This is a genomic window from Actinomadura sp. WMMB 499 (assembly GCF_008824145.1).
Classification (GTDB): domain Bacteria; phylum Actinomycetota; class Actinomycetes; order Streptosporangiales; family Streptosporangiaceae; genus Spirillospora.
Genome location: NZ_CP044407.1, coordinates 4,100,251 through 4,121,064, shown reverse-complemented (window position 1 = coordinate 4,121,064; position 20,814 = coordinate 4,100,251). Strand labels below are relative to the sequence as shown.

The 20,814-nt window shown below is 75.3% G+C and carries 16 protein-coding genes; 5 read left to right on the top strand and 11 right to left on the bottom strand.

The genetic code is table 11. From position 1 onward, the window contains the following. Positions 1-18: 18 nt before the first annotated feature. A complete protein-coding gene (gene purD / locus F7P10_RS18070; RefSeq protein ID WP_151010407.1) occupies positions 19-1,266 on the bottom strand; it encodes a phosphoribosylamine--glycine ligase in 1,248 nt (415 codons plus the stop codon). A gap of 327 nt (positions 1,267-1,593) precedes the next feature. Between purD and corA the strand changes: the two genes are divergently transcribed. Beyond that, positions 1,594-2,676, top strand: coding sequence for a magnesium/cobalt transporter CorA (gene corA, locus F7P10_RS18065; RefSeq protein ID WP_218040559.1), 1,083 nt, complete (start codon positions 1,594-1,596; stop codon positions 2,674-2,676). Here the strand turns inward: corA and F7P10_RS18060 are convergent, their stop codons facing one another. Genes F7P10_RS18060 through F7P10_RS18050 form a run of 3 tightly spaced genes read right to left on the bottom strand, consistent with a single transcriptional unit; the run spans position 2,677 to position 4,687 of the window. Beyond that, positions 2,677-3,468 (bottom strand): alpha/beta fold hydrolase, encoded by a 792-nt coding sequence (locus F7P10_RS18060; RefSeq protein WP_151010406.1) that lies wholly within the window; start codon positions 3,466-3,468, stop codon positions 2,677-2,679. Beyond that, positions 3,465-4,025, bottom strand: coding sequence for an MFS transporter (locus F7P10_RS18055; RefSeq protein WP_151010405.1), 561 nt, complete (start codon positions 4,023-4,025; stop codon positions 3,465-3,467). The genes F7P10_RS18060 and F7P10_RS18055 overlap by 4 nt, the downstream gene beginning before the upstream one ends. Next, a complete protein-coding gene (locus tag F7P10_RS18050) occupies positions 3,962-4,687 on the bottom strand; it encodes an MFS transporter (RefSeq protein ID WP_151010404.1) in 726 nt (241 codons plus the stop codon). The genes F7P10_RS18055 and F7P10_RS18050 overlap by 64 nt, the downstream gene beginning before the upstream one ends. A 183-nt stretch (positions 4,688-4,870) precedes the next feature. Here F7P10_RS18050 and F7P10_RS18045 point away from each other — a divergent pair, with 183 nt between their 5' ends. Next, the gene (locus F7P10_RS18045) at positions 4,871-5,443 is read left to right on the top strand and encodes a TetR/AcrR family transcriptional regulator (protein ID WP_151010403.1); all 573 of its coding nucleotides are present in this window, start codon (positions 4,871-4,873) and stop codon (positions 5,441-5,443) included. A gap of 298 nt (positions 5,444-5,741) precedes the next feature. After that, positions 5,742-7,067, top strand: a complete 1,326-nt coding sequence (locus F7P10_RS18040; protein ID WP_151010402.1) for a GDSL-type esterase/lipase family protein — start codon at positions 5,742-5,744, stop codon at positions 7,065-7,067. On the opposite strand, the gene F7P10_RS18035 is transcribed toward F7P10_RS18040, so the two are convergent. Beyond that, positions 7,064-7,645 (bottom strand): putative glycolipid-binding domain-containing protein, encoded by a 582-nt coding sequence (locus F7P10_RS18035; protein ID WP_151010401.1) that lies wholly within the window; start codon positions 7,643-7,645, stop codon positions 7,064-7,066. The two genes, F7P10_RS18040 and F7P10_RS18035, sit on opposite strands and share 4 nt — an antisense overlap. An 86-nt stretch (positions 7,646-7,731) precedes the next feature. On the opposite strand from F7P10_RS18035, the gene F7P10_RS18030 reads away from it, so the two are divergent. Then, the gene (locus F7P10_RS18030) at positions 7,732-7,986 is read left to right on the top strand and encodes a hypothetical protein (RefSeq protein ID WP_151010400.1); all 255 of its coding nucleotides are present in this window, start codon (positions 7,732-7,734) and stop codon (positions 7,984-7,986) included. Positions 7,987-8,052: 66 nt separating this feature from the next. Here the strand turns inward: F7P10_RS18030 and F7P10_RS42425 are convergent, their stop codons facing one another. The 6 genes from F7P10_RS42425 to F7P10_RS18005 all read right to left on the bottom strand — a co-directional run bounded on the left by F7P10_RS42425 (position 8,053) and on the right by F7P10_RS18005 (position 19,256). Then, the gene (locus tag F7P10_RS42425) at positions 8,053-11,583 is read right to left on the bottom strand and encodes a hypothetical protein (protein ID WP_176611525.1); all 3,531 of its coding nucleotides are present in this window, start codon (positions 11,581-11,583) and stop codon (positions 8,053-8,055) included. Between the two features lie 172 nt (positions 11,584-11,755). Beyond that, positions 11,756-15,244 (bottom strand): hypothetical protein, encoded by a 3,489-nt coding sequence (locus F7P10_RS43345; protein WP_151010399.1) that lies wholly within the window; start codon positions 15,242-15,244, stop codon positions 11,756-11,758. A 557-nt stretch (positions 15,245-15,801) separates the two neighbouring features. Then, positions 15,802-16,002: a glycerophosphodiester phosphodiesterase gene (locus tag F7P10_RS44420; protein ID WP_368077490.1), complete on the bottom strand. Its 201-nt coding sequence runs from the start codon at positions 16,000-16,002 to the stop codon at positions 15,802-15,804. Next, complete coding sequence (locus F7P10_RS18015; protein ID WP_254716677.1) at positions 15,918-16,682, bottom strand: glycerophosphodiester phosphodiesterase family protein; 765 nt, start codon at positions 16,680-16,682, stop codon at positions 15,918-15,920. The genes F7P10_RS44420 and F7P10_RS18015 overlap by 85 nt, the downstream gene beginning before the upstream one ends. Before the next feature lie 44 nt (positions 16,683-16,726). Further along, on the bottom strand, positions 16,727-18,010 hold the full coding sequence (locus F7P10_RS18010; protein WP_151010398.1) for an adenylosuccinate synthase: 1,284 nt from the start codon (positions 18,008-18,010) through the stop codon (positions 16,727-16,729). Positions 18,011-18,131: 121 nt separating this feature from the next. Further along, on the bottom strand, positions 18,132-19,256 hold the full coding sequence (locus F7P10_RS18005) for a helix-turn-helix transcriptional regulator (RefSeq protein WP_151010397.1): 1,125 nt from the start codon (positions 19,254-19,256) through the stop codon (positions 18,132-18,134). Positions 19,257-19,376: 120 nt separating this feature from the next. On the opposite strand from F7P10_RS18005, the gene F7P10_RS18000 reads away from it, so the two are divergent. Then, positions 19,377-20,813: an FAD/NAD(P)-binding protein gene (locus F7P10_RS18000; protein WP_151010396.1), complete on the top strand. Its 1,437-nt coding sequence runs from the start codon at positions 19,377-19,379 to the stop codon at positions 20,811-20,813. Position 20,814 lies beyond the last annotated feature (1 nt).

Genomic DNA, 20,814 nt, shown 5'->3' with positions numbered 1-20,814 from the left:
TGCCTTCGGGGGGTTATGTCATTGCACGGCGTTCGCGGCGATGTCTGTGCGGTGGTGCGAGCCGCGCAGGCCGATTTCGGACACCGCACTGTACGCCGCCGCGCGGGCCGCCGGGAGGTCGGCCCCGGTCCCCACGACGCTCAGCACCCGGCCGCCGCTCGCGCGCAGCCGTCCGTCCTCCATGTCCAGGCTCGTGCCCGCGTGCAGGACGTACGCGCCGTCCACCGCGTTCGCCTCCGCGAGGCCCGTGATCTCGCCGCCCTGCACCGGCGCCGCCGGGTAGCCCTCGGCCGCCACGACGACCGTGACCGCGGCCCCTGGGAGCCACTCCGGCCGCAGGTCCGGGTCGAGGCCGCCGATCGCGCACGCCTGCAGGAGCGTCGCGACGGGGGTGGCGAGCCGGTCCAGGACGACCTGGGTCTCGGGGTCGCCGAACCGCGCGTTGAACTCGACGACCCGCACGCCCCGCGACGTCAGCGCGAGCCCCGCGTACAGGACGCCCACGTACGGGGTCTCGCGGCGGCGCAGCTCGTCCAGCGTCGGCTGCACGACCGTGGACATGACCTCGCGCACCAGCCCCTCGGGCGCCCACGGGAGCGGCGTGTACGCGCCCATGCCGCCGGTGTTGGGGCCCGCGTCGCCGTCGAGGGCGCGCTTGAAGTCCTGCGCGGGCAGGAGCGGGACGGCCTGCACGCCGTCGCACAGCGCGAACAGCGACACCTCCGGGCCGTCCAGGAACTCCTCGATCACGACCCGCTCGCACGCCGCGGCGTGCTCGAGGGCCGCGGCGCGGTCCTCGGTCACCACGACGCCCTTGCCCGCCGCGAGCCCGTCGTCCTTCACCACGTACGGCGGCCCGAACGCGTCGAGCGCCTCCTCGGCCTCCAGGCGCGTCTCGCAGACCCGCGCGTCCGCCGTCGGCACCCCGGCCGCCGACATGACCTCCTTCGCGAACGCCTTCGAGCCCTCGATGCGGGCGGCCTCGCGGTCCGGGCCGAAGCACGGGACGCCCGCGCGGCGCAGCGCGTCCCCGACGCCCGCGACGAGCGGTGCCTCGGGGCCGATGACGACCAGCTCGATCCGCAGCCGGGCGGCGAGTTCGGTCACCGCCGTCGGATCGGTCGGGTCGAGGTGGTGGTTGTCCGCGATCTCCGCCGTGCCGGGATTGCCCGGGGCGCAGTGGAGGGCGGTGACGGCAGGGTCGCGGTGCAGGGCGCGGGCGAGCGCGTGCTCGCGGCCACCCGATCCAAGGACGAGTACTCGCACGTCACGCGAGCTTACAGATCCGGCGCGGGCGCGGCGGTTCGTCCGATGAGTCCGCCGTCACACGCGCCGGCGTGAACCTCGCCGAACCTCACGACGTCCTAACGATCGGCTGGTACGCTGCAACCGGTCTTGACAGCCCGTGGTCGCTTCATGTCCGGAAGGAGGTGGTCGGGATGATTCCTGGTGATACTTGCAGTTCGCCGGAGAACCCTCACAGTCCGAGGACTGTCCATCCGTCCGCCTCCATCTGGCGTCCGGCCGCTCCAGCGCGCTCCCTCTAGGGTCGAGCGCGCCGTGCGCGCGTGGCCGGCGGGTTAGGAGCACCTCATGGCCATGACGCGAGTCCGTCCCCCGCGCGCGCTGTTCAAGCCGCGCAACCGCCCCGTCGGCGCGCATCGCCCGCCCAGAGGCTCCGCCGTCATCGACTGGGCCGCCTACATCGACGGCCACCGCGTCTGCACCGACACGGTCGGCGACGCCGTGCGCCTCATCCGCGACGGGCGCCTCACCCCCGAGGGCGACAGCGCCGGGTTCGTGTGGGTCGGGCTGCACGAGCCGTCCGCGACCGAGCTGGCCGAGCTCGCCGAGGTGTTCGGCCTGCACCCGCTCGCCGTCGAGGACGCGATCGACGCCCACCAGCGCCCGAAGCTGGAGCGCTACGACGACGTCCACTTCGTCGTGATGAAGACCGTCGGCTACGTCCCCGGCGAGGACGGCTCCGAGGTCGTCGAGACCGGCGAGATCATGATGTTCTGCGGGCCCGACTTCGTCGTCACCGTCCGGCACGGCAAGCACGGCGAGCTGGCGCCGGTCCGCGCCCGCCTCGAGCGCGACCCGGAGCGGCTCGTGCAGGGGCCCGCCGCCGTCCTGCACGCCGTCACCGACCACGTCGTCGACGGGTACGTGAACGTCGCCGACGCCGTCCAGGAGGACATCGACGAGGTCGAGGAGGCCGTCTTCTCGCCCGAGCGCACCGACGAGTCGCGCCGCATCTACCGGCTCAAGCGCGAGGTCATCCAGCTCAAGCGCGCCGTCGGCCCGCTCGCCGGACCGCTGCGCAACCTGTCCGGCCGCCGGTTCGTCCCGGCCGAGATCAGGGAGTACCTGCGCGACGTCGAGGACCACCTCACCCGCGTCCGCGAGCAGGTCGAGTCCTACGACGAGCTGCTCAACCCCATCCTGCAGGCGCACATGACGCAGGTGACGGTCGCCGACAACAAGGACATGCGCAAGATCTCCGCCTGGGGCGCGATCTTCATGGTGCCCACGGCCATCGCGGGCGTCTACGGGATGAACTTCGACTTCATGCCCGAGACCCAGTGGCGCTTCGGCTACCCGATGATCCTCGGCGTCATCGCGCTGTCCTGCCTGTCGCTCTACCGGGGCTTCCGCCGCAACGGCTGGCTCTGATCACAGCGCCGCCAGGAACTCCCGGACGGCCGACGCGAACGCCGCCGGGTCGTCGTCGTGCGCCCAGTGGCCGCAGCCGGGCAGTTCGCGCAGGACGGTCCCGGGGCGGCGCCCGGCCATCGCGCGGGCCTGCGCCGTCGGGAGCACGAAGCTCTCCGGCCCGTGGATCAGCAGGGCGGGGCACGACGACCCCAGCCAGTCCGCCCACCAGTCGCCGATCAGGGCCCGCTGCGACGCCACCATGTCGTCGCGGTCGAACAGCAGGCCCCACCCGTCCGGGTGCTCGACGGCGCTCTCCAGGAAGTACCCCGCGTCCGGGATCCCCCGTGCCTCGATGGCGCGGCGCAACCCGTCCAGGGTGGCGGCGCGGCGGGGCCAGTCCCGGACGTCCAGGACGGGGTGCGGCACGTCGGGCGGCCGGTTGAGCGCGCCGCCCTCCTCGACGACCAGCGCCCGGACGAGCTCGGGGTGTCGCGCGGCCAGCCGGAAGGCGACGACCCCGCCCATCGAGTGACCGAGGACGATCACCGGCCCGGCCCCGAGCCCCCGCAGGAACTCGGCGGCGTCGGCCACGTACTCGTCCGGCCCGTAGTCCCCGGCCCGGTCGCTGTGGCCGTGCCCGCGCTGCTCCAGCGCGATCACCCGGTACCGGGGGGCGAGCGCGGCGGCGAGCGGCGCGAAGCACCGGGCGCGCCCGAAATGCCCGTGCAGCGCGAGGATCGGCGCGCCGTCCCCCCGGCCGTCCAGCCAGGCCAGCCGCAGCCCCCGGACGGTCGCGAACCTCTCGATCATCGTGCTCTCCCTTCCTGCAGTGACCGCCAGGTCAGCGCCGCGACGGCGAGCGCCGCGGCCGCGGTGACCACGGCGGCGAGGTCGAAGGCGGCGCCGCCGAGCCCGGCCACGCCGAGCGCGCCGCCGAGCTTGAACGCGGTCTCGTTCACGGCCGCCGCGGAGCCGGACCGTTCCGGCGGGGCCGCCCGCAGCATCGCGGTGCTCGCCGCGTTGACCGTCGCGGCGTTGCCCGCCGCCAGCACGCCCAGCCCGGCGATCACGAGCGCCGGTTCGGCGGCGCGCAGGCCCGCCCAGATCGTCCCCGCCCCGGCGGCCACGACCGCGAGCCCGCCCGCCGCCGTGCGCCGCACCCCGTACCGGGCGATCGCCCGCACCACGACGGGCGCCATGCCCAGCTGCGCGACGGCCACCGGCAGCAGCGCGAGCGCCGCCTCCGAGGGGGTGAAGCCGCGCTGCACCTGGAGGTACCGCGTGAGCAGGAACAGCACGCCCATCAGCGCGAAGAACCCGGTCGCCGCCGCGAGGGCGGCGGGCCGGAACGCGCGGCCGGCCAGCATGCCGGGATCGAGGAGCGGGTGCGCCGCCCGGCGCAGCCGGACGGCCAGCGCGCCCCGAGCAGCACCGCGAGCGTCGCCGCGGCGCCCCGGTGCGGGGCCTCGATCAGGGTGTGGACGGCGGCGACGAACGTCCCGCAGGCCAGCACGGCGCCCGGGACGTCCAGCGGCACCGCGCGTCCGGGAACGGCGGGCACCACGGCCACGACCGCCCCGCCCGCCGCCAGCAGTACCGCCGCGTTCACCAGGAACAGCGCGCGCCAGCCGAAGTGCTCGGTGAGCAGCCCGCCCGCCGGCGGCCCGGCCACCACCCCGGCGCTCGCCGCCGCGCCCCACGCCGCGAGCGCCTTCGGCAGCTCGCCGCGCGGGAACACGCCCCGCACGATGGCCAGCGCGGACGGCGTGATCAGCGCGTTCCCGACGCCCTGGACGGCACGCGCCGCGATCAGCTCGCCGGGCGTCCGCGCGGCCGCCGCGAGCAGCGAGGCCGCCGCGAACACGGCGACCCCGGCCAGCAGCACGCGCCGCGCCCCGGCCCGCTCGGCGAGCGCCCCGGCGGCGACGAGCGTCGAGGCCAGCGCGAGGACCGTCGCCTCGGTGATCCACTGCAGCTGCGGCCCGGTGGCCCGCAGGTCCGCCGCGATCGACGGCAGCGCGACCGTCACCGCCGCTCACGCTCATGCTCATGACCAGCAGCGCGGCGCACAGCGCGGCCAGGACGGGCAGGCGGTGCGGACGCCCGGCGGCGGGCGGGTTCATGGGACGGCCTCCGGCGGTCGGGAGCCGTTAACATAACGACCGTCATGCCGAGTTGGCAAACGATCGTCATGGAAATAGGCTCGACCCCCGTGGCCCGCCCCCGTGACCCGCAGCGCCGCGCGCGACTCCTCGACGCGATCGTCGACTACCTCGCCGAACACGGCATCGCGCAGCTCTCGATGCGCCCGCTCGCCAAGGCGCTCGGCCACAGCACGTACGTCCTGACGCACCACTTCGCCACCAAGGACGAACTCATCAGCGCGGTCCTGGAGCATCTGGACCGGCGCCAGAAGGGCCGCCTCGAGGCGCTCCCGGCCCCACCGGGCGGCACCGGCCTCGGTGCCGTCGTCCGCGCGTCCTGGGACTGGCATCTCGCCGAGGACCTGCCCATGGTCCGGCTGCTGCACGAGATCGAGGGCCTGTCCGCCGCCGGACGCCTCACCGGCCCGTACGTCCCGAAGATGCTCGGCGACCGGGCCGGGTACGTCGCGGACGTCCTGCGCGCCCACGGCGTCCCGGACGACCTCGCCCTGCGCCGCGCGACCCTGCTCAACGCCGCGTACGCCGGACTCCAGACCGACTACCTCACCACCGGCGACCGGACCCGCGTCGAGGCCGCCCTCGACGACCTCGCCACCCTGGCCGACTCCTGGACCACCTGAGCGGGGATGGCCGGTTCCGGGCCGTCCCCGGCGCCGCCGCGGCCGGAGTGCCGCTCGTGCCGGAGCGGTCCGAACTCGGTCTGCGGACGGCTTAGCCGGGGGCGCTCCGGCGCGAGCAGACCGCGCGGGGCGTGAAGTCGCGTCCGGCGCCGGTGCCGCCCTCCGCGCGATGGCGGTCCCGGCGCGCCGGCGCGGGAGCACCTGGGTGCGAATTGCCGGGCGGGCGACTGTCACGCACATGCCAAGAGAATCTGACTCTCCGCATGCTTGAATCTTCCTCTCCGGCGGTGAGGAGAGCATGGTGCGTGCACGGAGTCTCGCGGTCGTCCTGGTGGGCGCGCTGGTGGTGGCGGTCCTGTCGCCGGTCCGGACGCCCGTCCACGCCTCGGCCGCCGCTCCGGTCGGGGCATGCCCGTCGCGGTGGGTCGCGAGCTGGACGGCGAGCCCGACCGACGGCGCCGTCCCGTTCGACGCGTCGCTCGGCGCGGTCCCCACGACGCTCGACGACCAGACCGTCCGGATGGTGATCACGCCGCACCTGGGCGGGTCGTCGGTGCGGGTGCGGCTGAGCAACCGGTTCGGCCGGGAGCCGGTGACGTTCGGCCGGGTGACGATCGCGCCGCAGGTCCGGGGCGCCACGACCGGACGGCCGGTTCCGGTGACGTTCGGCGGCGCGGCGTCCGTCACCGTCCCGGCGGGCGAGGACGCCGTGAGCGACGCGGCCGCGCTGACGTTCGCGGCGTTCGACCCGCTGGCGGTCAGCGTCCACCTGCCGGACCGGACCGGCGGGGTGACGAAGCACTGGAACGCGAACGCGACGTCGTACTACGCGGACGCGCGCACCGGCGACCTCACGGCACGCACCGGCGCCGAGGGGTTCGCGAACGAGACCCTCAGCTGGCTGTTCGTCGCGGGGCTGGACGTCCGGTCGGACGCGCGCGCGGTCGTGGCGTTCGGCGACTCCATCACCGACGGGTTCGTCGGCGGCAGCCCGTTCGCGATCCCCGCCGACCGCTCGGTGGCCGACACGAACGGGCGTTACCCGGACGAACTCCAGCGGCGCGCGGACGCCGCCGGCCTCGGGATCTCCGTCGTCAACGCGGGCATCGGCAGCAACCAGCTGCTGGGGAGCCTCGGTCTCATGGACGGCCCGAGCGGCGTGTCCCGGTTCCGCGCCGACGCACTGGACGTCCCCGGCGCGTCCGGAGTCCTCGTGCTGGAGGGCATCAACGACCTCGGGCTCCGGATCGGCGTCACGCCCGCCGAGATCCAGGACGGCTACGTCCGACTGATCGACCGCGCGCACGCGGCGGGCAAGCGGATCTGGCTCGGCACCCTCACCCCCGCCGCGAACGCGCTCGTCAACGGGACCCTGACCGCTCCGAACAGCGAGCGGTACCGGCAGCGGATCAACGCGTGGATCCGGAGCCAGACCCTCGCGGACGGCGTCGTCGACTTCGATGCGGCCGTCCGGGACCCGGCGGACCCCTCCCGGCTGCTCCCCGCGTACGCGAGCCCGGACAACCTGCACCCCGGCCCGCGGGGTTACGAGCGGATGGCCGCCGCCGTCCCGCTGGACCTGTTCGACGACATGCCCTGCGCGGGCCCGGGCGACGACCTCTAGGCGTGCCGGACGGCCAGGCCGGGGTACTCCAGCACGAACCCGGACGGGTCGTAGACCAGGCGGGCCGTGAAACCGAAGGCGGGCGCCGCGTAGTCGTAGCGCCGGTGCCCCTCGCCGTCGGCGATCCGGACGTAGGTCTGCTCCAGCCGCTCGACGGCGAGGCCGTCCGCCCGGACGTAGACGGCCGGGACGTCCGCGGCGTCCCCGACGGCCTGGCGCAGCCGATGGACGGGCAGCGCGTTCGTCATCGCGGACGACTCCAGATCGACGTCGACACAGCCGTCGAGGACGGGCGCTGGTCGGCCGTCGACCAGCCAGCGCCCCTGCCCGGCGCGCTCGACGGTCACCGTGGCGGGCCCGTCCTCCAGCAGGCGGGAGACGCGCGCCCGGCGCGTGCACCAGCGCTCGTCCACGTCGATCTCGTAGTCGACGGCCCACGCCCGTCCGTCCTCCACGGCGGTGGTCGCGCCGCGCAGCCGCCACCCGCCGCCCAGCCGGCTCGTCCGGACGACCTCGAACCCCGTGCGGGCGTCGCAATGCAGCCAGGCGGCCGTGGACGGCGGGTCGGTGAAGTCCATTCGCGTCCACTCCGTTCCGCGGGTGAGCCGAGCCCAATGATCGCACCGCGAAGGCAACCGATCCTCGGGGGTCGGGCTAGAGGAAGGTGTCAGTACCCCCAGGGCAGTCGGATACCTACAAGCGGCAGTGGATCGTCGACCCGGAGAAGGAGACCCTGCTGGAGATCCGGGATCTGGTCGCGACGCCGCCGAGGGGGAGCCGTCCCCTCCCACCGGGCGACGACGGACGGCCGCGCAGGCTGGACGCCGAGGACATGCCCGACCGGTTCCACAAGCCGGGCGAACTGGCCGGATACCAGCTGTTCGCCGTGGCGGAATGGACGGACGAGCAGCCGGAGTGAGCGCGAGGCCCGCGCCGTCGTCGGCGCGGGCCTCGGTCAGGCGGTCACGGGACCGCGTTGGTGCTGTCAGACGCGGACGGACGGATCGGTGGACGGTCCGCCGCCGTTCTCGGGCCCGCGCTCCATCCGGTGCAGCCGTTCCGGAGCGGGAGCGGGTCCGGGCGCGGGTGCCGGTGCGGGGCCGCCACCGCCCTGCGGTGCCCCACCGCCGCCCGGCGCCGGGGCAGCGGCCGGGGGAGCGGCCGCGGGCGGTGCCTGGGCGGGCGGCGGGGGACTTCCGCCGCCGCCGTCCCGGTCGTCGAGGTGCGGCTCCGGCTTCTCCGCTTCCTTCTCGCGCCAGTACTCCCTGTTCTCGTTGATGCTCTCCATTCGCTTCTCGTGGGCGCTCGGCCCGTCGTCGTCATCGTCCTTCGGCGCGAGCCGAATCTTCGGGGCCGGGGCCGGAGCGGGCTCCGGGGTCGGCTCCGGGGTCGGCTCCGGTTCCGGGGCGGGGGCCGGGCGTGGCTCGTCGCGGAGCAGCAGGTCCAGGTTCTGGCCCTCTTCCCCGACCCGGTACCGGTAGACGGCCGGGGTGTCGCGGACGTTGGCCGCGTCCTGGGGAGTCATCACGCCGAACCTGGTCTTGCCGTCGTCGGGGGCGGGCGGTGACGTCGGCTGCGGCGCGGGCGGGTTCAGGACCTCCTCTGCGAGGTCCCTGAGTTCGGGGATGAAGTAGTCCTCGAGGAACTGCTCGGAGTTGAGCCCAAGGAACTGGCCGAAGTCGCGCTTGCGGCGTTCGGCCCAGGAGAGGTCCTGGTACCGGTCGTACTCGTCGGCGAACTGGCGGGCGAACTCGGGGTCCTCGAGCATTCTTTGGGCCGCCCAGTTCAGGTTCTGGGTGAGCGTCCTGCCGTACACCTCCTCCAGTCCCAGGGTGGCGATCTCGGCCGCGATGTTGCGCCCGCGCAGCGGCGTCTTGCCGGTCACCGAGGGGACCTTGTCGGGCGTGAACGTCGGCGCCTGCGGCTTCGACGGCAACGGCTGCTGCGGGGGACGGTCCGGCATGGGCGGTTCGCGCTTGATGATCGGTCCCGTCTCGTCCCACTCGGGAGCCGGTCCCGGCTTGGGGAGTCCGAGCGGCGAGCGGTCCGGTTCGGGCGCGGTGCCCTGCGGCGGGGCGGTCGGGGGCGCGGACACGATCGGCGCGGGCAGGGTGCGCACCGGTCCGGCGACACCGGGTCCGGGGCGCGGCGCGACCGGTGAACCGCCCGGACGTCCCGTCCCGCCACTGCCACCGCCACCGCGGCCGCTGCCGGGCCGGGACGACGCCGGGTCCCCGCCGCCCGGACGTGTGTCCGGACGTCCGGCGCCCGGACGGGTGTCGGACGGACGCGAGGCGGGGGTCCGGTCGCCGGACGGGCGCGACGGCCCGACCGGCGTGGGCGTCCGGGGACGCTCCAGCACCCGTCCGGGCAGGTCCGGACGGACGGACGGGCGCCGCGGATCGGGCTGCGCGGGCGGCTGCTCGCGCGGCGCGGGCGTCACGGGCGCGGTCGGCCCCGGTCGGACGGCGGGGAACAGCGGCGGCACGCGGAACGGGTCGTCCTCGGGGTTCTCGCCGGGCTCGTCGGCCGGTCCTTCGGGAGTCCCGGGCGTCTCGGGCGCCTCGGGGTCACCGGGCAGGAGCGGTCCGTCAGGTTCTTCGGGGTCTCCCGGCAGGCGGGGACCCCCGGGCGTCTCGGGCACTTCGGGGTCACCGGGCACGTGCGGCTCGGGGTCGGCCGGCAGGCCGGGACTCTCGGGAGTCCAGGGAGTCTCCGGCGGCGCGGGGTCACCGGGCAGGTTCGGCGCCTCGGGCTGCTCGGGATGCTCGGGCGCTCCCGGACCGTTCGGGCTACCCGGCTCGCCTGGCGCACCCGGACCGTCCGGGTTACCCGGCTGGCCGGGCGTGCCGGGGCCTCCCGGGGAGTCCGGCAGTACGGGCGGGTTCACCGGGGCGTCACGCTCGGGAACCTCAGGCCGGGGCAGGTCGCGCTGGGGGATCTCGGGAAGGGGAAGGTCACGCTGGGGAACCTCGGGCCGAGGCTCCTCGGGCCGGGGATCCTCAGGCTCGGGGGCGAACGGAGGGCTCAGCGGGTTCGGCAGCTGAACCGGCGGCACATTGGTGACCTGGTTCGGCGGACTCTGGCCGCTCTGACCGCCCTGCCCTTCTGTATCGGTCTGGCCGCCCTGTCCCTCTGCGCCGCTCTGGGCGCCGGTCTCCGGAGAATCACCGGCTTGTGCGGGCGGCTCTTCGGGGTTTTCCGACGTCTCCGAGAGCTGGGTCCGGTCGCCCTCGCCCGTCTCCCAACCGGCGCTGCGCGCCCAGGGCGTTTCGTCGAGCTGTTCGGCGGCCAGCAGCGCGTTCCGCCGGGCCTCGCTCGCCATCCTCAGGGTGTTGGAGATGTGGCCACGAGTGATCGGGTTGCGTGTGGTGGCATGGGCGGCCCGGAGCTGATCGAGGCGCGCCTGCGTCGACTGCAGCTCCCCGCGGATCTTCTCCACGTACTTCCGGCGCTCCTTTAGGACCTCCTTGTTGGCCTGTGCCAGCCGCCGGTAGGCGCGCCCGGTTCCGGTACCCCGCTCCCGTGCGCGATTGACTTCGCGGGCGGCGCGTTCCGCCCGCAGTTCGGCCCGGTCCAGCGCCTGGAGACGGCGCTCGCGCAGGTACGGCTCGACGACCTCCCCGACCGGCTGGATGAAGCGCAGGATCTGCCAGGGGTCGACGCCCGCGTCCAGTATCGCCGTGCTCCCGTAGATGCCCCGCTGGACCAAGGGGTCGTAGCCCTCCGCCGCGGCTGCGGCCGGACTCCCCAAGGCCCGCATGGCGCGCGGGCTCATCATGATCGGCGCGAGCATCCGGGCGCGGGCGTCCCGGTACGGGTCGAGGACGCCGTCCCGCAGTCGCCGAGACCAGGCGCCGGACCGGCCCGGCGGCGTCGCGGATTCCCGTTCGGGCGGACGTCCCGCCGCAGGTGCGGTGGACGGAGACCTGTCCTCAGGAGGGTTGTCCGGGTCGCCCTCAGGACGCCCCAGGGGGCCGGGCAGAACCGGAAGCTCCGAGGGGTCCAAGGGGACCGGAGGCGGCGCGGGGGCCGGCGCCTCGGGGACGTCCGGGGCCGGCCTGGCCGGGGAGTCTCCGGGACGGTCCGGTCCGTCCGGCTCCCTGGCCGGGTCCGGGCGGTCCGGCGTCTCGGAGCGGACCACGGGACGGGTCGGTTCGGTCGACGGCGCGCGCGGCTCGTCGGACGGCGGCTCGTTCCGCCCCTCCGGCCGCGGGTCGGCCTGCCGTTCGTTCCGCCGGGGCGGCGCCGCCTGCGGCTGCTCGGCACGCGGCTGCCGGATGTCCTGCTGGAGCTGTTCGATCCGCTCCCGCAGCCGCTGCTGCTGCTCCTCCATCCGCTCGATGAAGGAGGGCTCGGACGGGTCGCCGGGCGCCGCCGCCCACGCGGGCGGCGGGGGCTCGGGACCGTCCGCGTGCGCGGCGCCCGCCGCCAGCACGTCGTAGGCCAGGGCACCCAGGATGGAGAGGGAGAACCCCCCGGCCAGGGTGAGGCCCACTCGTATCGGTCTGATCATGGTGTTCAGGCCATCTGTCCGGATGGGTGTCCGGCAACCCCTTCGCGCCGTCCGGACACCTACCGGACACCCGCCGGACACCGTCCAGACCTGTCCAGGACGCGCATGCGTGAGGCCCGCGCCGAGTCGGCGCGGGCCTCGGTCAGGCGGTTGTCAACCGCGTTGGCACTGGTCAGACACGGGTGGACGGGTCACCGGACGGCCCGCCGCTGTTCTCGGGCCCGCGCTCCATCCGGTGCATCCGCTCGGGCGCGGGCGCCGGCGCGGGGCCGCTGCCGCCCGACGGTGCTCCGCCGCCGCCCGACGCCGGGGGACCGGAGGCGGCGGGGGGCCCGGCCGCGGGCGGTGCCTGGGCGGGCGGCGGGGCGCTCCCGCCGCCGCGACCGCCGCCGTCCCGGTCGTCGAGGCGCGGCTCCGACTTCTCCGCTTCCTTCTCGCGCCGGTACTCCCGGCCTTCGTTGATGCTCTCCATTCGCTTCTCGTGGGCGCTCGGCCCGTCGTCGTCATCGTCCTTCGGCGCGAGCCGAATCTTCGGGGCCGGGGCCGGAGCGGGTTCCGGGGTCGGCTCCGGCTGCGGTTCCGGGGCGGGGGCCGGGCGCGGCTCGTCGCGGAGCAGCAGGTCCAGGTTCTTGCCCTCCTCGCCGACCTTGTAGCGGTAGAGCGCCGGGGTGTCGCGGACGTTGGCCGCGTCCTGGGGCGTCATCACGCCGAACCTGGTCTTGCCGTCGTTGGGTGCGGGCGGTGTCGTCTCCTGCGGCAGCGGGGGGTTGAGGATCTCCTCTGCGAGGTCCCTCAGCTCGGGGATGAAGACATCGTCGATGAAATGCTCGGGGTTGAGGCCCAGAGTCTGGCCGAGGTCACGCGTGCGACGCTCGACCCAGTTCAGGTCCTGGTACCGGTCGTACTCGTCCGCGTACTGGCGGGCGAACTCGGGGTGCTCGACCATCCACTGGGCCACCTCGTTCAGCTCCTGGGTGAGCATCCTGCCGTACAGCTCCTCCAGGCCCAAGGTGGCGATCTCGGCCGCGATGTTGCGCCCGCGCAGCGGCGTCTTGCCGGTCACCGAGGGGACCTTGTCGGGCGTGAACGTCGGCGCCTGCGGCTTCGGCGGCAACGGCTGCTGCGGGGGTCGGTCCGGCATGGGCGGTTCGCGCTTGATGATCGGTCCCGTCTCGTCCCACTCGGGAGCCGGTCCCGGCTTGGGGAGTCCGAGCGGTGAGCGGTGCGGTTCGGGTGCGGTGCCCGTGCCGGGGCCCGTCGTGACCGGGGAACGCCCTGGGCCGGCCTGCGGCGGGGCGGTCGGGTTCGGCGCGGGCAGGGTGCGCACCGGTCCGCCGGGCGGGGACGCGGTCGGTGCGGGGCGCGGTGCGGTCGGCGTGCCGCCCGGACGCACCGTTCCGCCACCGCCACCGCCACCGCTGCCGCGGCCGTTGCCGGGCCGGGACGATGCCGGGTCCCCGCCGCCCGGACGGGTGTCCGGACGTCCGGCGCCCGGACGGGTGTCGGACGGGCGCGAGGCGGGGGTCCGGTCGCCGTGCGGGCGCGACGGCCCGACCGGCGTGGGCGTGCGGGGACGCTCCAGCACCCGTCCGGGCAGGTCCGGACGGACGGACGGGCGGCGCGGATCGGGCTGCGCGGGCGGCTGCTCGCGCGGTGCGGGCGCCGGGGGCGCGGTCGGCCCCGGACGGACGGCGGGGAACAGCGGCGGCACGCGGAACGGGTCGTCCTCGGGGTTCTCGCCGGGTTCGTCGGCCGGTCCTTCGGGAGTCCCGGGCGTCTCGGGCACTTCGGGGTCACCGGGCAGGTTCGGCGCCTCGGGGTCGCCCGGCAGGTTCGGCGCTTCGGGGTCGCCGGGAAGGTTCGGCGCTTCGGGGTCGGCCGGCAGGCCGGGACTCTCGGGAGTCCAGGGAGTCTCCGGCGGCGTGGGGTCACCGGGCAGGTTCGGCGTCTCGGGCTGCTCGGGGTGCTCGGGCGCTCCCGGACCGTTCGGGCTACCCGGCTCGCCTGGCGCACCCGGACCGTCCGGGTTACCCGGCTGGCCGGGCGTGCCGGGGCCTCCCGGGGAGTCCGGCAGTACGGGCGGGTTCACCGGGGCGTCACGCTCGGGAACCTCAGGCCGGGGCAGGTCGCGCTGGGGGATCTCGGGCAGGGGAAGGTCACGCTGGGGAACCTCGGGCCGAGGCTCCTCAGGCCGGGGATCCTCGGGCCGGGGGGCGAACGGAGGGTTCAGCGGGTTCGGCAGCTGGACCGGTGGCACATCGGTGGACTGGTTCGGCGGACTCTGGCCGCTCTGGCCGCCCTGCCCCTCCGTCCCGGCCTGGCCGTTCTGTCCCTCGGTCCCGGCCTGTCCCTCTGTGCCGCCTTGGCCCTCTGAGCCGGCCTGTCCCTCTGACCCGGTCTGGCTGCTGTTCTCGCCCTGCCCCTGCTGCCCTTCCTCCCCGTTGCCGTTCTCCAGCTCCTCAAGGCCAGGCCAGAGTCGCTTCTCATTCTTCTTCGCCCCCGCCAAGCGATTCTCCGCCGTGGCCAGGAGGCGTTCCAGCCTGGCGACCCGAGCCGTATCGCCACGCTGCCTGGCCTCGTCCAGCTTCTCTCGAAGCTCCTCGACGCGTTTCGCGGCCACCTGCACTTCGCGCCGGTTGCCGGCCGGTGTCTTGAGCCATGCCTCCCAGGCCGCGTGACCGACTTCGAGGGTGAACTTGGGGTACGTGACGGTCTTGGGCAGGCTGGGGTCGGGAAAGGTGTTCTGGGGGCCCTTACCGCTCTCGTCGGCGAACCACTTGTGCATCCTCTGGAGGGTCTTCTTCCAGACATAGCCGCGCTGCGTCGGGTCCTCGATGGATGCGATCCACGCCAGATACCGAGCGTTCCAGTACCGGGTCCAGTCGTTCGGGTTCCACCGCGGATCGGACCGTCCTGGACGGCGGTCTCCATCGTCAGAGGCGGGCGGTCCCGACGGCGGCGGGTTGGTGCCCGACTGCGGGGCGCCCGGCCGGTTCGACTGCGGCGCACCGGGCGTGTTCGGCACCTGCCCGGGCGGGGTGCCGGGCGCGCCGCCCGGGACCGGTGGCACGTTGGGTCCGGGCGGCGGGTTCTGGCCGGTACCGGGGGCCGACGGCACGCCGGGGCCGACACCGGTCGGCGGCACCGGCGACGTCGGCGGGTTCGGGTTCGGCTGCGTCGGGTTCGGCCGCGGATCCGGGTCCGGGCGACGGTCCGCGGGCGGCCGGACGATCCGGTCCGGCGGGACGATCGGGGGCTGCGTCGGCCCGTCGTTGTCGGGCCGTTCCGGCTGCTGCGGCGTCCGGCGCGGCCCGTCGTCCCCCCGGCGCTCGGGGCGCTGCTTCGGAGGGTCGGGGCGGGGCTTCGGCGCGGGCCGCTCCGGCCGCGCGGACTGCCCGGACTGTCCACCGAGGCGCTCCCGCATCTCCTGGAGCCGCCGCCTGAGTTCGGTGTCGTCGAAGCCGGTCGACGGCTTCTTCCCGGAGTCGGACGGGTCGCATTCCGCCAGCCGGACGTAGTCGGTGATGTACGGCGGGCACCGTTCCCACGGTGTTGCCGGGCCCACCGCCGCGTGCGCGGGCGAGGCCGTCAGCGCGTCGTAGGCGAGGCCGCCCGCGGTGGCGAAGAAGAGTCCCCCCACCAGGGTCAGACCCGCTCGCATCGAGTGGTTCATGGCACTCACACCAGCCGTCCGGCGAGGTGTCCGGCAACCGATCGAGCCGTCCGGACACCCCCCGGCGCACAATGCAATCCGGCGTCCGATTCCTGTACACCGTCGCGTCACCTGATGTTGACTCGGTCGGGCGCGGAGGCACCGTCCGGGCGTGCGGAGCGCGCGACGAGGGGAGAGACCGGGCACCTGCGCGGCGGTCCCGCGCCTGGACGGGACGGCCGCCCGCGCACGCCCTGACCGGCGACCCGTCGAACGGCCCCTGACCTGGCCGGACACCGCCGGACACCGATCCGGACACCCCGACGGGGGCCGCCGGGAAGGGCGCCCCGGCCCGGCTACGCCGCGACCCGGCTCGGCTACGCCGCGCCCCGGCCCGGCTACGCCGCGACCCGGCCCGGCTACGCCGCGCCCCGGCCCGGCTACGCCGCGACCCGGCCCGGCTACGCCGCGACCCGGCCCGGCTACGCCGCGACCCGGCCCGGCTACGCCGCGACCCGGCCCGGCTACGCCGCGACCCGGCCCGGCTACGCCGCGACCCGGCCCGGCTACGCCTCGAGCGGTGCGGCGGCGGCCGCCAGGACGTCCGCCGCGACGTCGGGGTAGTCGGTGACGATCGCGTCCACGCCGTACTTCGCGAATCGGGCGATGTCCTCGGGGTCGTTCACCGTCCACACGGCGACGGGCAGCCCGGCGGCGTGGGCGTCGTCCACGAGGCCGGGGGTGGTGATCGCGTGCTCGGGCGACAGGGCGGTCGCGCCCGCGGCGACCGCCGAGGAGACGGGGTCGCGGGCGGGGTGTCCCGCGAGCCACGGGCTGCCGGGGACGAGGGTCTTGCGTTCGGCGAGCGCGACCCGGCCCAGCTCGCGGGGGTGCGGGCGAGGACGCGCCAATCGAAGGCCAGCAGGCGGCTGCGAGCGGCGAGACCGGCACCGTGCAGGACGTCCGCGACGGCGGCGACGAACCGCGCCACCTCGGCGTCCGGCCAGCTCGGGTCGGTCTTGAGTTCGACGGCGAGGTCGGCCCCGGACGGTGCGACCAGTGCGCAGACCTCCGCGAGGGTCGGGATCGGCGTTCCGGGGACGGCCCGCTGGGTGACGGCGAACGCGTCGCCGGGGCGGCGGACGCCCGCGTCGAGGGTCCGGAGCTGCGCGAGGGTGAGGTCGCGGACGGCCTTCCCCACGTAGGGGAAGGCCGGGTCGCCCGGGTGCGCGGGGCCGGTGTCGGTGAGCGTCACCGGCGACAGGACCTGGTCGTGGCCGAGGACGACGACGCCGTCGGCCGACAGGCCCACGTCGAGCTCGACGGCGTCGACGCCCAGGTCCAGCGCGTGCGCGAAGCCGGGGAGGGTGTTCTCCGGCAGCAGGCCCCGGGCGCCGCGGTGGCCGTGCAGCTCGACGGTACGGGTCGCCTCGACGGTACGGGTCACGGAGAGCAACCGTACCTGCCTGCGGCGACCGCCGGTTACGGCGGTCAGACCAGCGGGCGGAGCTCGAGCGTCTGGTCGCGGCCGGGGCCGACGCCGATCGCGGAGATCCGCGCGCCCGACATCTCCTCCAGCGACCGGACGTAGGCCTGCGCGTTCTTCGGGAGGTCCTCGAACGTCTTGGCGCCGGTGATGTCCTCGCGCCAGCCGTCCAGGTACTCGAGGATCGGCTTGGCGTGGTGGAAGTCGGTCTGCGTGGTGGGCAGCTCGTCGACCCGCTCGCCGTCGATGTCGTAGGCGACGCAGACCGGGACGCGGTCGAGCCCGGACAGCACGTCCAGCTTGGTGAGGAAGTAGTCGGTGATGCCGTTGACGCGGGTGGCGTAGCGGGCGATGACGGCGTCGAACCAGCCGCAGCGGCGGTCGCGGCCGGTGGTGACGCCGTACTCGCCGCCGGTCTTGCGGAGGTACTCGCCCTGCTCGTCCAGCAGTTCGGTGGGGAACGGGCCGGAGCCGACGCGGGTGGTGTAGGCCTTGAGGATGCCGATCACCCGGTCGATCTTCGTGGGGCCGACGCCGGAGCCCGCGCAGGCGCCGCCCGCGGTCGGGGACGACGACGTGACGAACGGGTACGTGCCGTGGTCGATGTCGAGGAGCGTGCCCTGCGCGCCCTCGAGCAGCACGACCTTGCCGTCGTCCAGGGCCTTGTTCAGGACGAGCGTGGTGTCGGTGACGAACGGGCGGAGCCGCTCCCCGTACGCGACGTACTCCTGGACGATCGGGCCGGTGTCGATGCGGCGCCGGTTGTAGACCTTCGTGAGGACCTGGTTCTTCTCGCGGAGGGCGAGGTCGAGTTTCTGCGTGAGGATGTTCGGGTCGAACAGGTCCTGCACGCGGATGCCCATCCGGTTGATCTTGTCGGCGTAGGCGGGGCCGATGCCGCGCCCGGTGGTGCCGATGCGGGCCTTGCCGAGGTAGCGCTCGGTGACCTTGTCGAGGGCCCGGTGGTGGGGCATGATCAGGTGCGCGTTGCCGGAGATCAGCAGCCGTTCGCAGCCGACGCCGCGGTCGCGCAGCCCGTCGATCTCCTCCAGCAGGACGGCCGGGTCGATCACCACGCCGTTCCCGATCACGGGGACGACGTCGGGGGACAGCACCCCCGAGGGCAGCAGGTGCAGTGCGTAGCTCTTGTCACCGATGACGACGGTGTGTCCCGCGTTGTTACCGCCCTGGTAGCGGACGACGTAGTCGACGTCTCCGCCCAGCAGGTCGGTGGCCTTGCCCTTCCCCTCGTCCCCCCACTGAGCCCCGACCAGAACGATCGCCGGCATGCCGATTCACCCTTCCCACGACGAAAGGCCCCTCGATCGCAAGTGCGAAAGGGGCCTCTTGCGGTCAGATCGTACCCGCATGCGGCCGCCGGGAAAACCCCGGGGCCGGTCGAGAGCCAGGTCAGCGGGCCCTCCCGGCGGGGCCCGCGGCGGCCCGGCGGGGCCAGTGGCGGTCGGCGAACAGCCGCGCGACCAGTTCGCCGCGGCTGGACGCGCCCGTCTTCCCGAAGATCGTTTTTACGTGGTCGCGCACGGTGTGCGGTGAGATGACCAGGTCGGCCGCGATGTCGCCGGTGGACAGGCCCCGCGCGATCAGCTCGGTGATCTCCAGTTCGCGGACGGACAGCCCGTACGCGTCCGCGATGAGCGGGGCGAGGTCGGATCCGGCGGCGGGCTGGACGACGACGGCGGTCGGGCCGGGCGCGCCGCCGGGGCCCTCGGTGCGGGTCGCGTGGCAGACGAGCCAGCGGCCGTCGCGGGTGCGGACCCGCACCCGCGCGGCGCCGCGGTCGCGCCCGGACGCGACGGCGCGGGCCTGCGCGGCCGTCCCGGCCAGCCAGATCGGCAGCGGCGGCCCCAGCGGGGAGGGGACCGAAGGCCCGGCGGGAACGCGCGCGAGGTGGTGCCTGGCCTCGTCGTTGATCGAGATCGGGACGCCGGACGGGTCGAACAGCACGAGCCCCGGTCCCGGCTCGTCCCGCCCCGCCCCCTCGGCGGTGCCGGGCGGGGGAACGGCGAGGGCGCGCAGGCGCCCGGCCAGCGGCGCCGACAGGCGCGCGAGGAGCGCCACCTCGGCGGGTCCGAACGGCGGGCGGCCGGCCTCCCGGAACAGGCTGACGACGCCCCACGGGCGCCCCCCGATCCGCAGGACGGCGCGCAGCTCGTCCCCGACACCCTGCCGCGCGAGGAGCTTGCGGAACTGGACGCTGCGGGCGGGCAGGTCGCCGGTCGCGGCCCGCAGTCCGGCGGCGGGGACGGCGGCGCGGGCCAGCTCGCGGAACGGGACGACGCTCTCCTCCAGCAGCGCGGTCTCCCAGTAGGCGAAGCAGCCCTCCCCGCGGCCGAGGTTCTCCACGTGCATCGGCGCGGTCACCAGCCCGGTGCCGGGGTCGGTCGCGGACCAGGCGGCGGCGTGGAAGCCGACGAGGCGGCGGAGCCGCGCGGACGCACCGCCGAACAGGGCGGAGGCGTCCGGGGCGCGCTCGGCCCCGTCCAGGATCGCCCGCACGGCGCGTCGATCGTCCATGCGGCCCAGTCTGCCCGGCGGCGCGGGCGCCCGTACCCCCTCGAACGGGGGGTCGCGGGACGGGCCGGTCCCCGGGCCGGGGGATGGGGCGGGCGCGGCGCGGCGGCGACGCTCGACCGCATGGAGATCGCGATCATCGGGGCGGGAGCGGCGGCCGTCGGGCTGCTGGACTCCCTGGACCCTTCCGCCGTGGAGGCCGTCACCGTCTACGACCCGGCGCCGCTGCCCTGGCGCGGCCGCCCCTACCGGCCGGACCTGGAGTCGGTGCGCGTCAACGTCCCGCCGGAGATCATGTCGATCCGGGCGGGCGACAGGGAGCACTACGGGACGTGGCTCGGCGGGACGCGCGAGCACGACGACGAGCGGCTCGGGCGTCCGGTGCCGCCCCGCGCCGTGTACGGGCGGTACCTGGAGGACACGGCCGCCGCCGCACTCGCCCGGTTCGCCCGGACGGACCTGGTGCGGGACGCCGTGACCGGGCTGTCGCTCGGCGCCCCCGGAGAACGGATCACGGTCGAGACGGCCGGGGGGCGCCGCACGGCCGACGCGGCCGTGCTGTGCGTGGGCGGCGGGACGGCCCCCGACCTGTACGGGCTCGCGGGCGCGCCCGGCTTCGTCCTCGATCCGTACCCCCTGGAGCGGACGCTCGACGACGTCCCGGCGGACCGGGACGTCGCCGTCATCGGCTCCGGGCTCACCGCCGTGGACATCGTCGTGTCGCTGGCGGCGCGCGCGCACACCGGACGGATCAGCCTCGTGTCCCGGAGCGGGACGCTGCCGCACGTCTGGCAGCGTCCGGCCCCGATGGACGTCCGGTACCTCACGCCCGACCGCATGGCGACGCTCGACGGTCCGGTCACGCTGGACGTCCTGGAGGGACTCGTCCGGAAGGAGCTGGCCGACGCCGGCGACGACTGGGACGACGTCGCCGGGCTGATCGCCGCGTCGATGACCGGTGACCCCGCCCGGGTGCTGCGCGAGCAGTTCGCCCTCATGGACGCGCCGCTGCCGGGCCGCCGGATCGTCCGGACGGCGACGCACACCGCGGGTCCGGTCGTCTGGCGGCGGCTCCCGGCGGCCGACCGCCGGGCGCTGCGCGGGCACTCCCGCATGATCGCGAACCAGGCGTTCCCGATGGTGCCCCGCAACGCGGCCGTCCTGCTGGACCTGCTCGACGCCGGGACGCTGGAGATCCTCCGGGGGCCCGCCGAGATCGCGGCGTCGGCGGGGCGGTTCCGGATCGCGCACGCGGCGGGCGTCCGCACCGCCGGAACCGTGCTGAACGCGGTGAACCCGCCCGCGCACGCGGTGCCCCCAGCGGCCGCGCCGCTCGTCTCGTCCCTGGTCGCGCAGGGCGCGGCGCGGCACCCGGACGGCGGCCTTGGCGTCGATCCGGGGACCGGACGGCTCGTCGTCGCCGGCCGCCCGGACCCGCGCGTGCTCGTCGCGGGCGACCTGGCGGGCGACGGCCCGTTCCTCACGTCCTCGATCCCCGGCCTGGCCGCGCTCGCGGCGCGGGCGGCGCGGTCGGTGGAGTCGCTCGCCGGCCGCCGTTGAG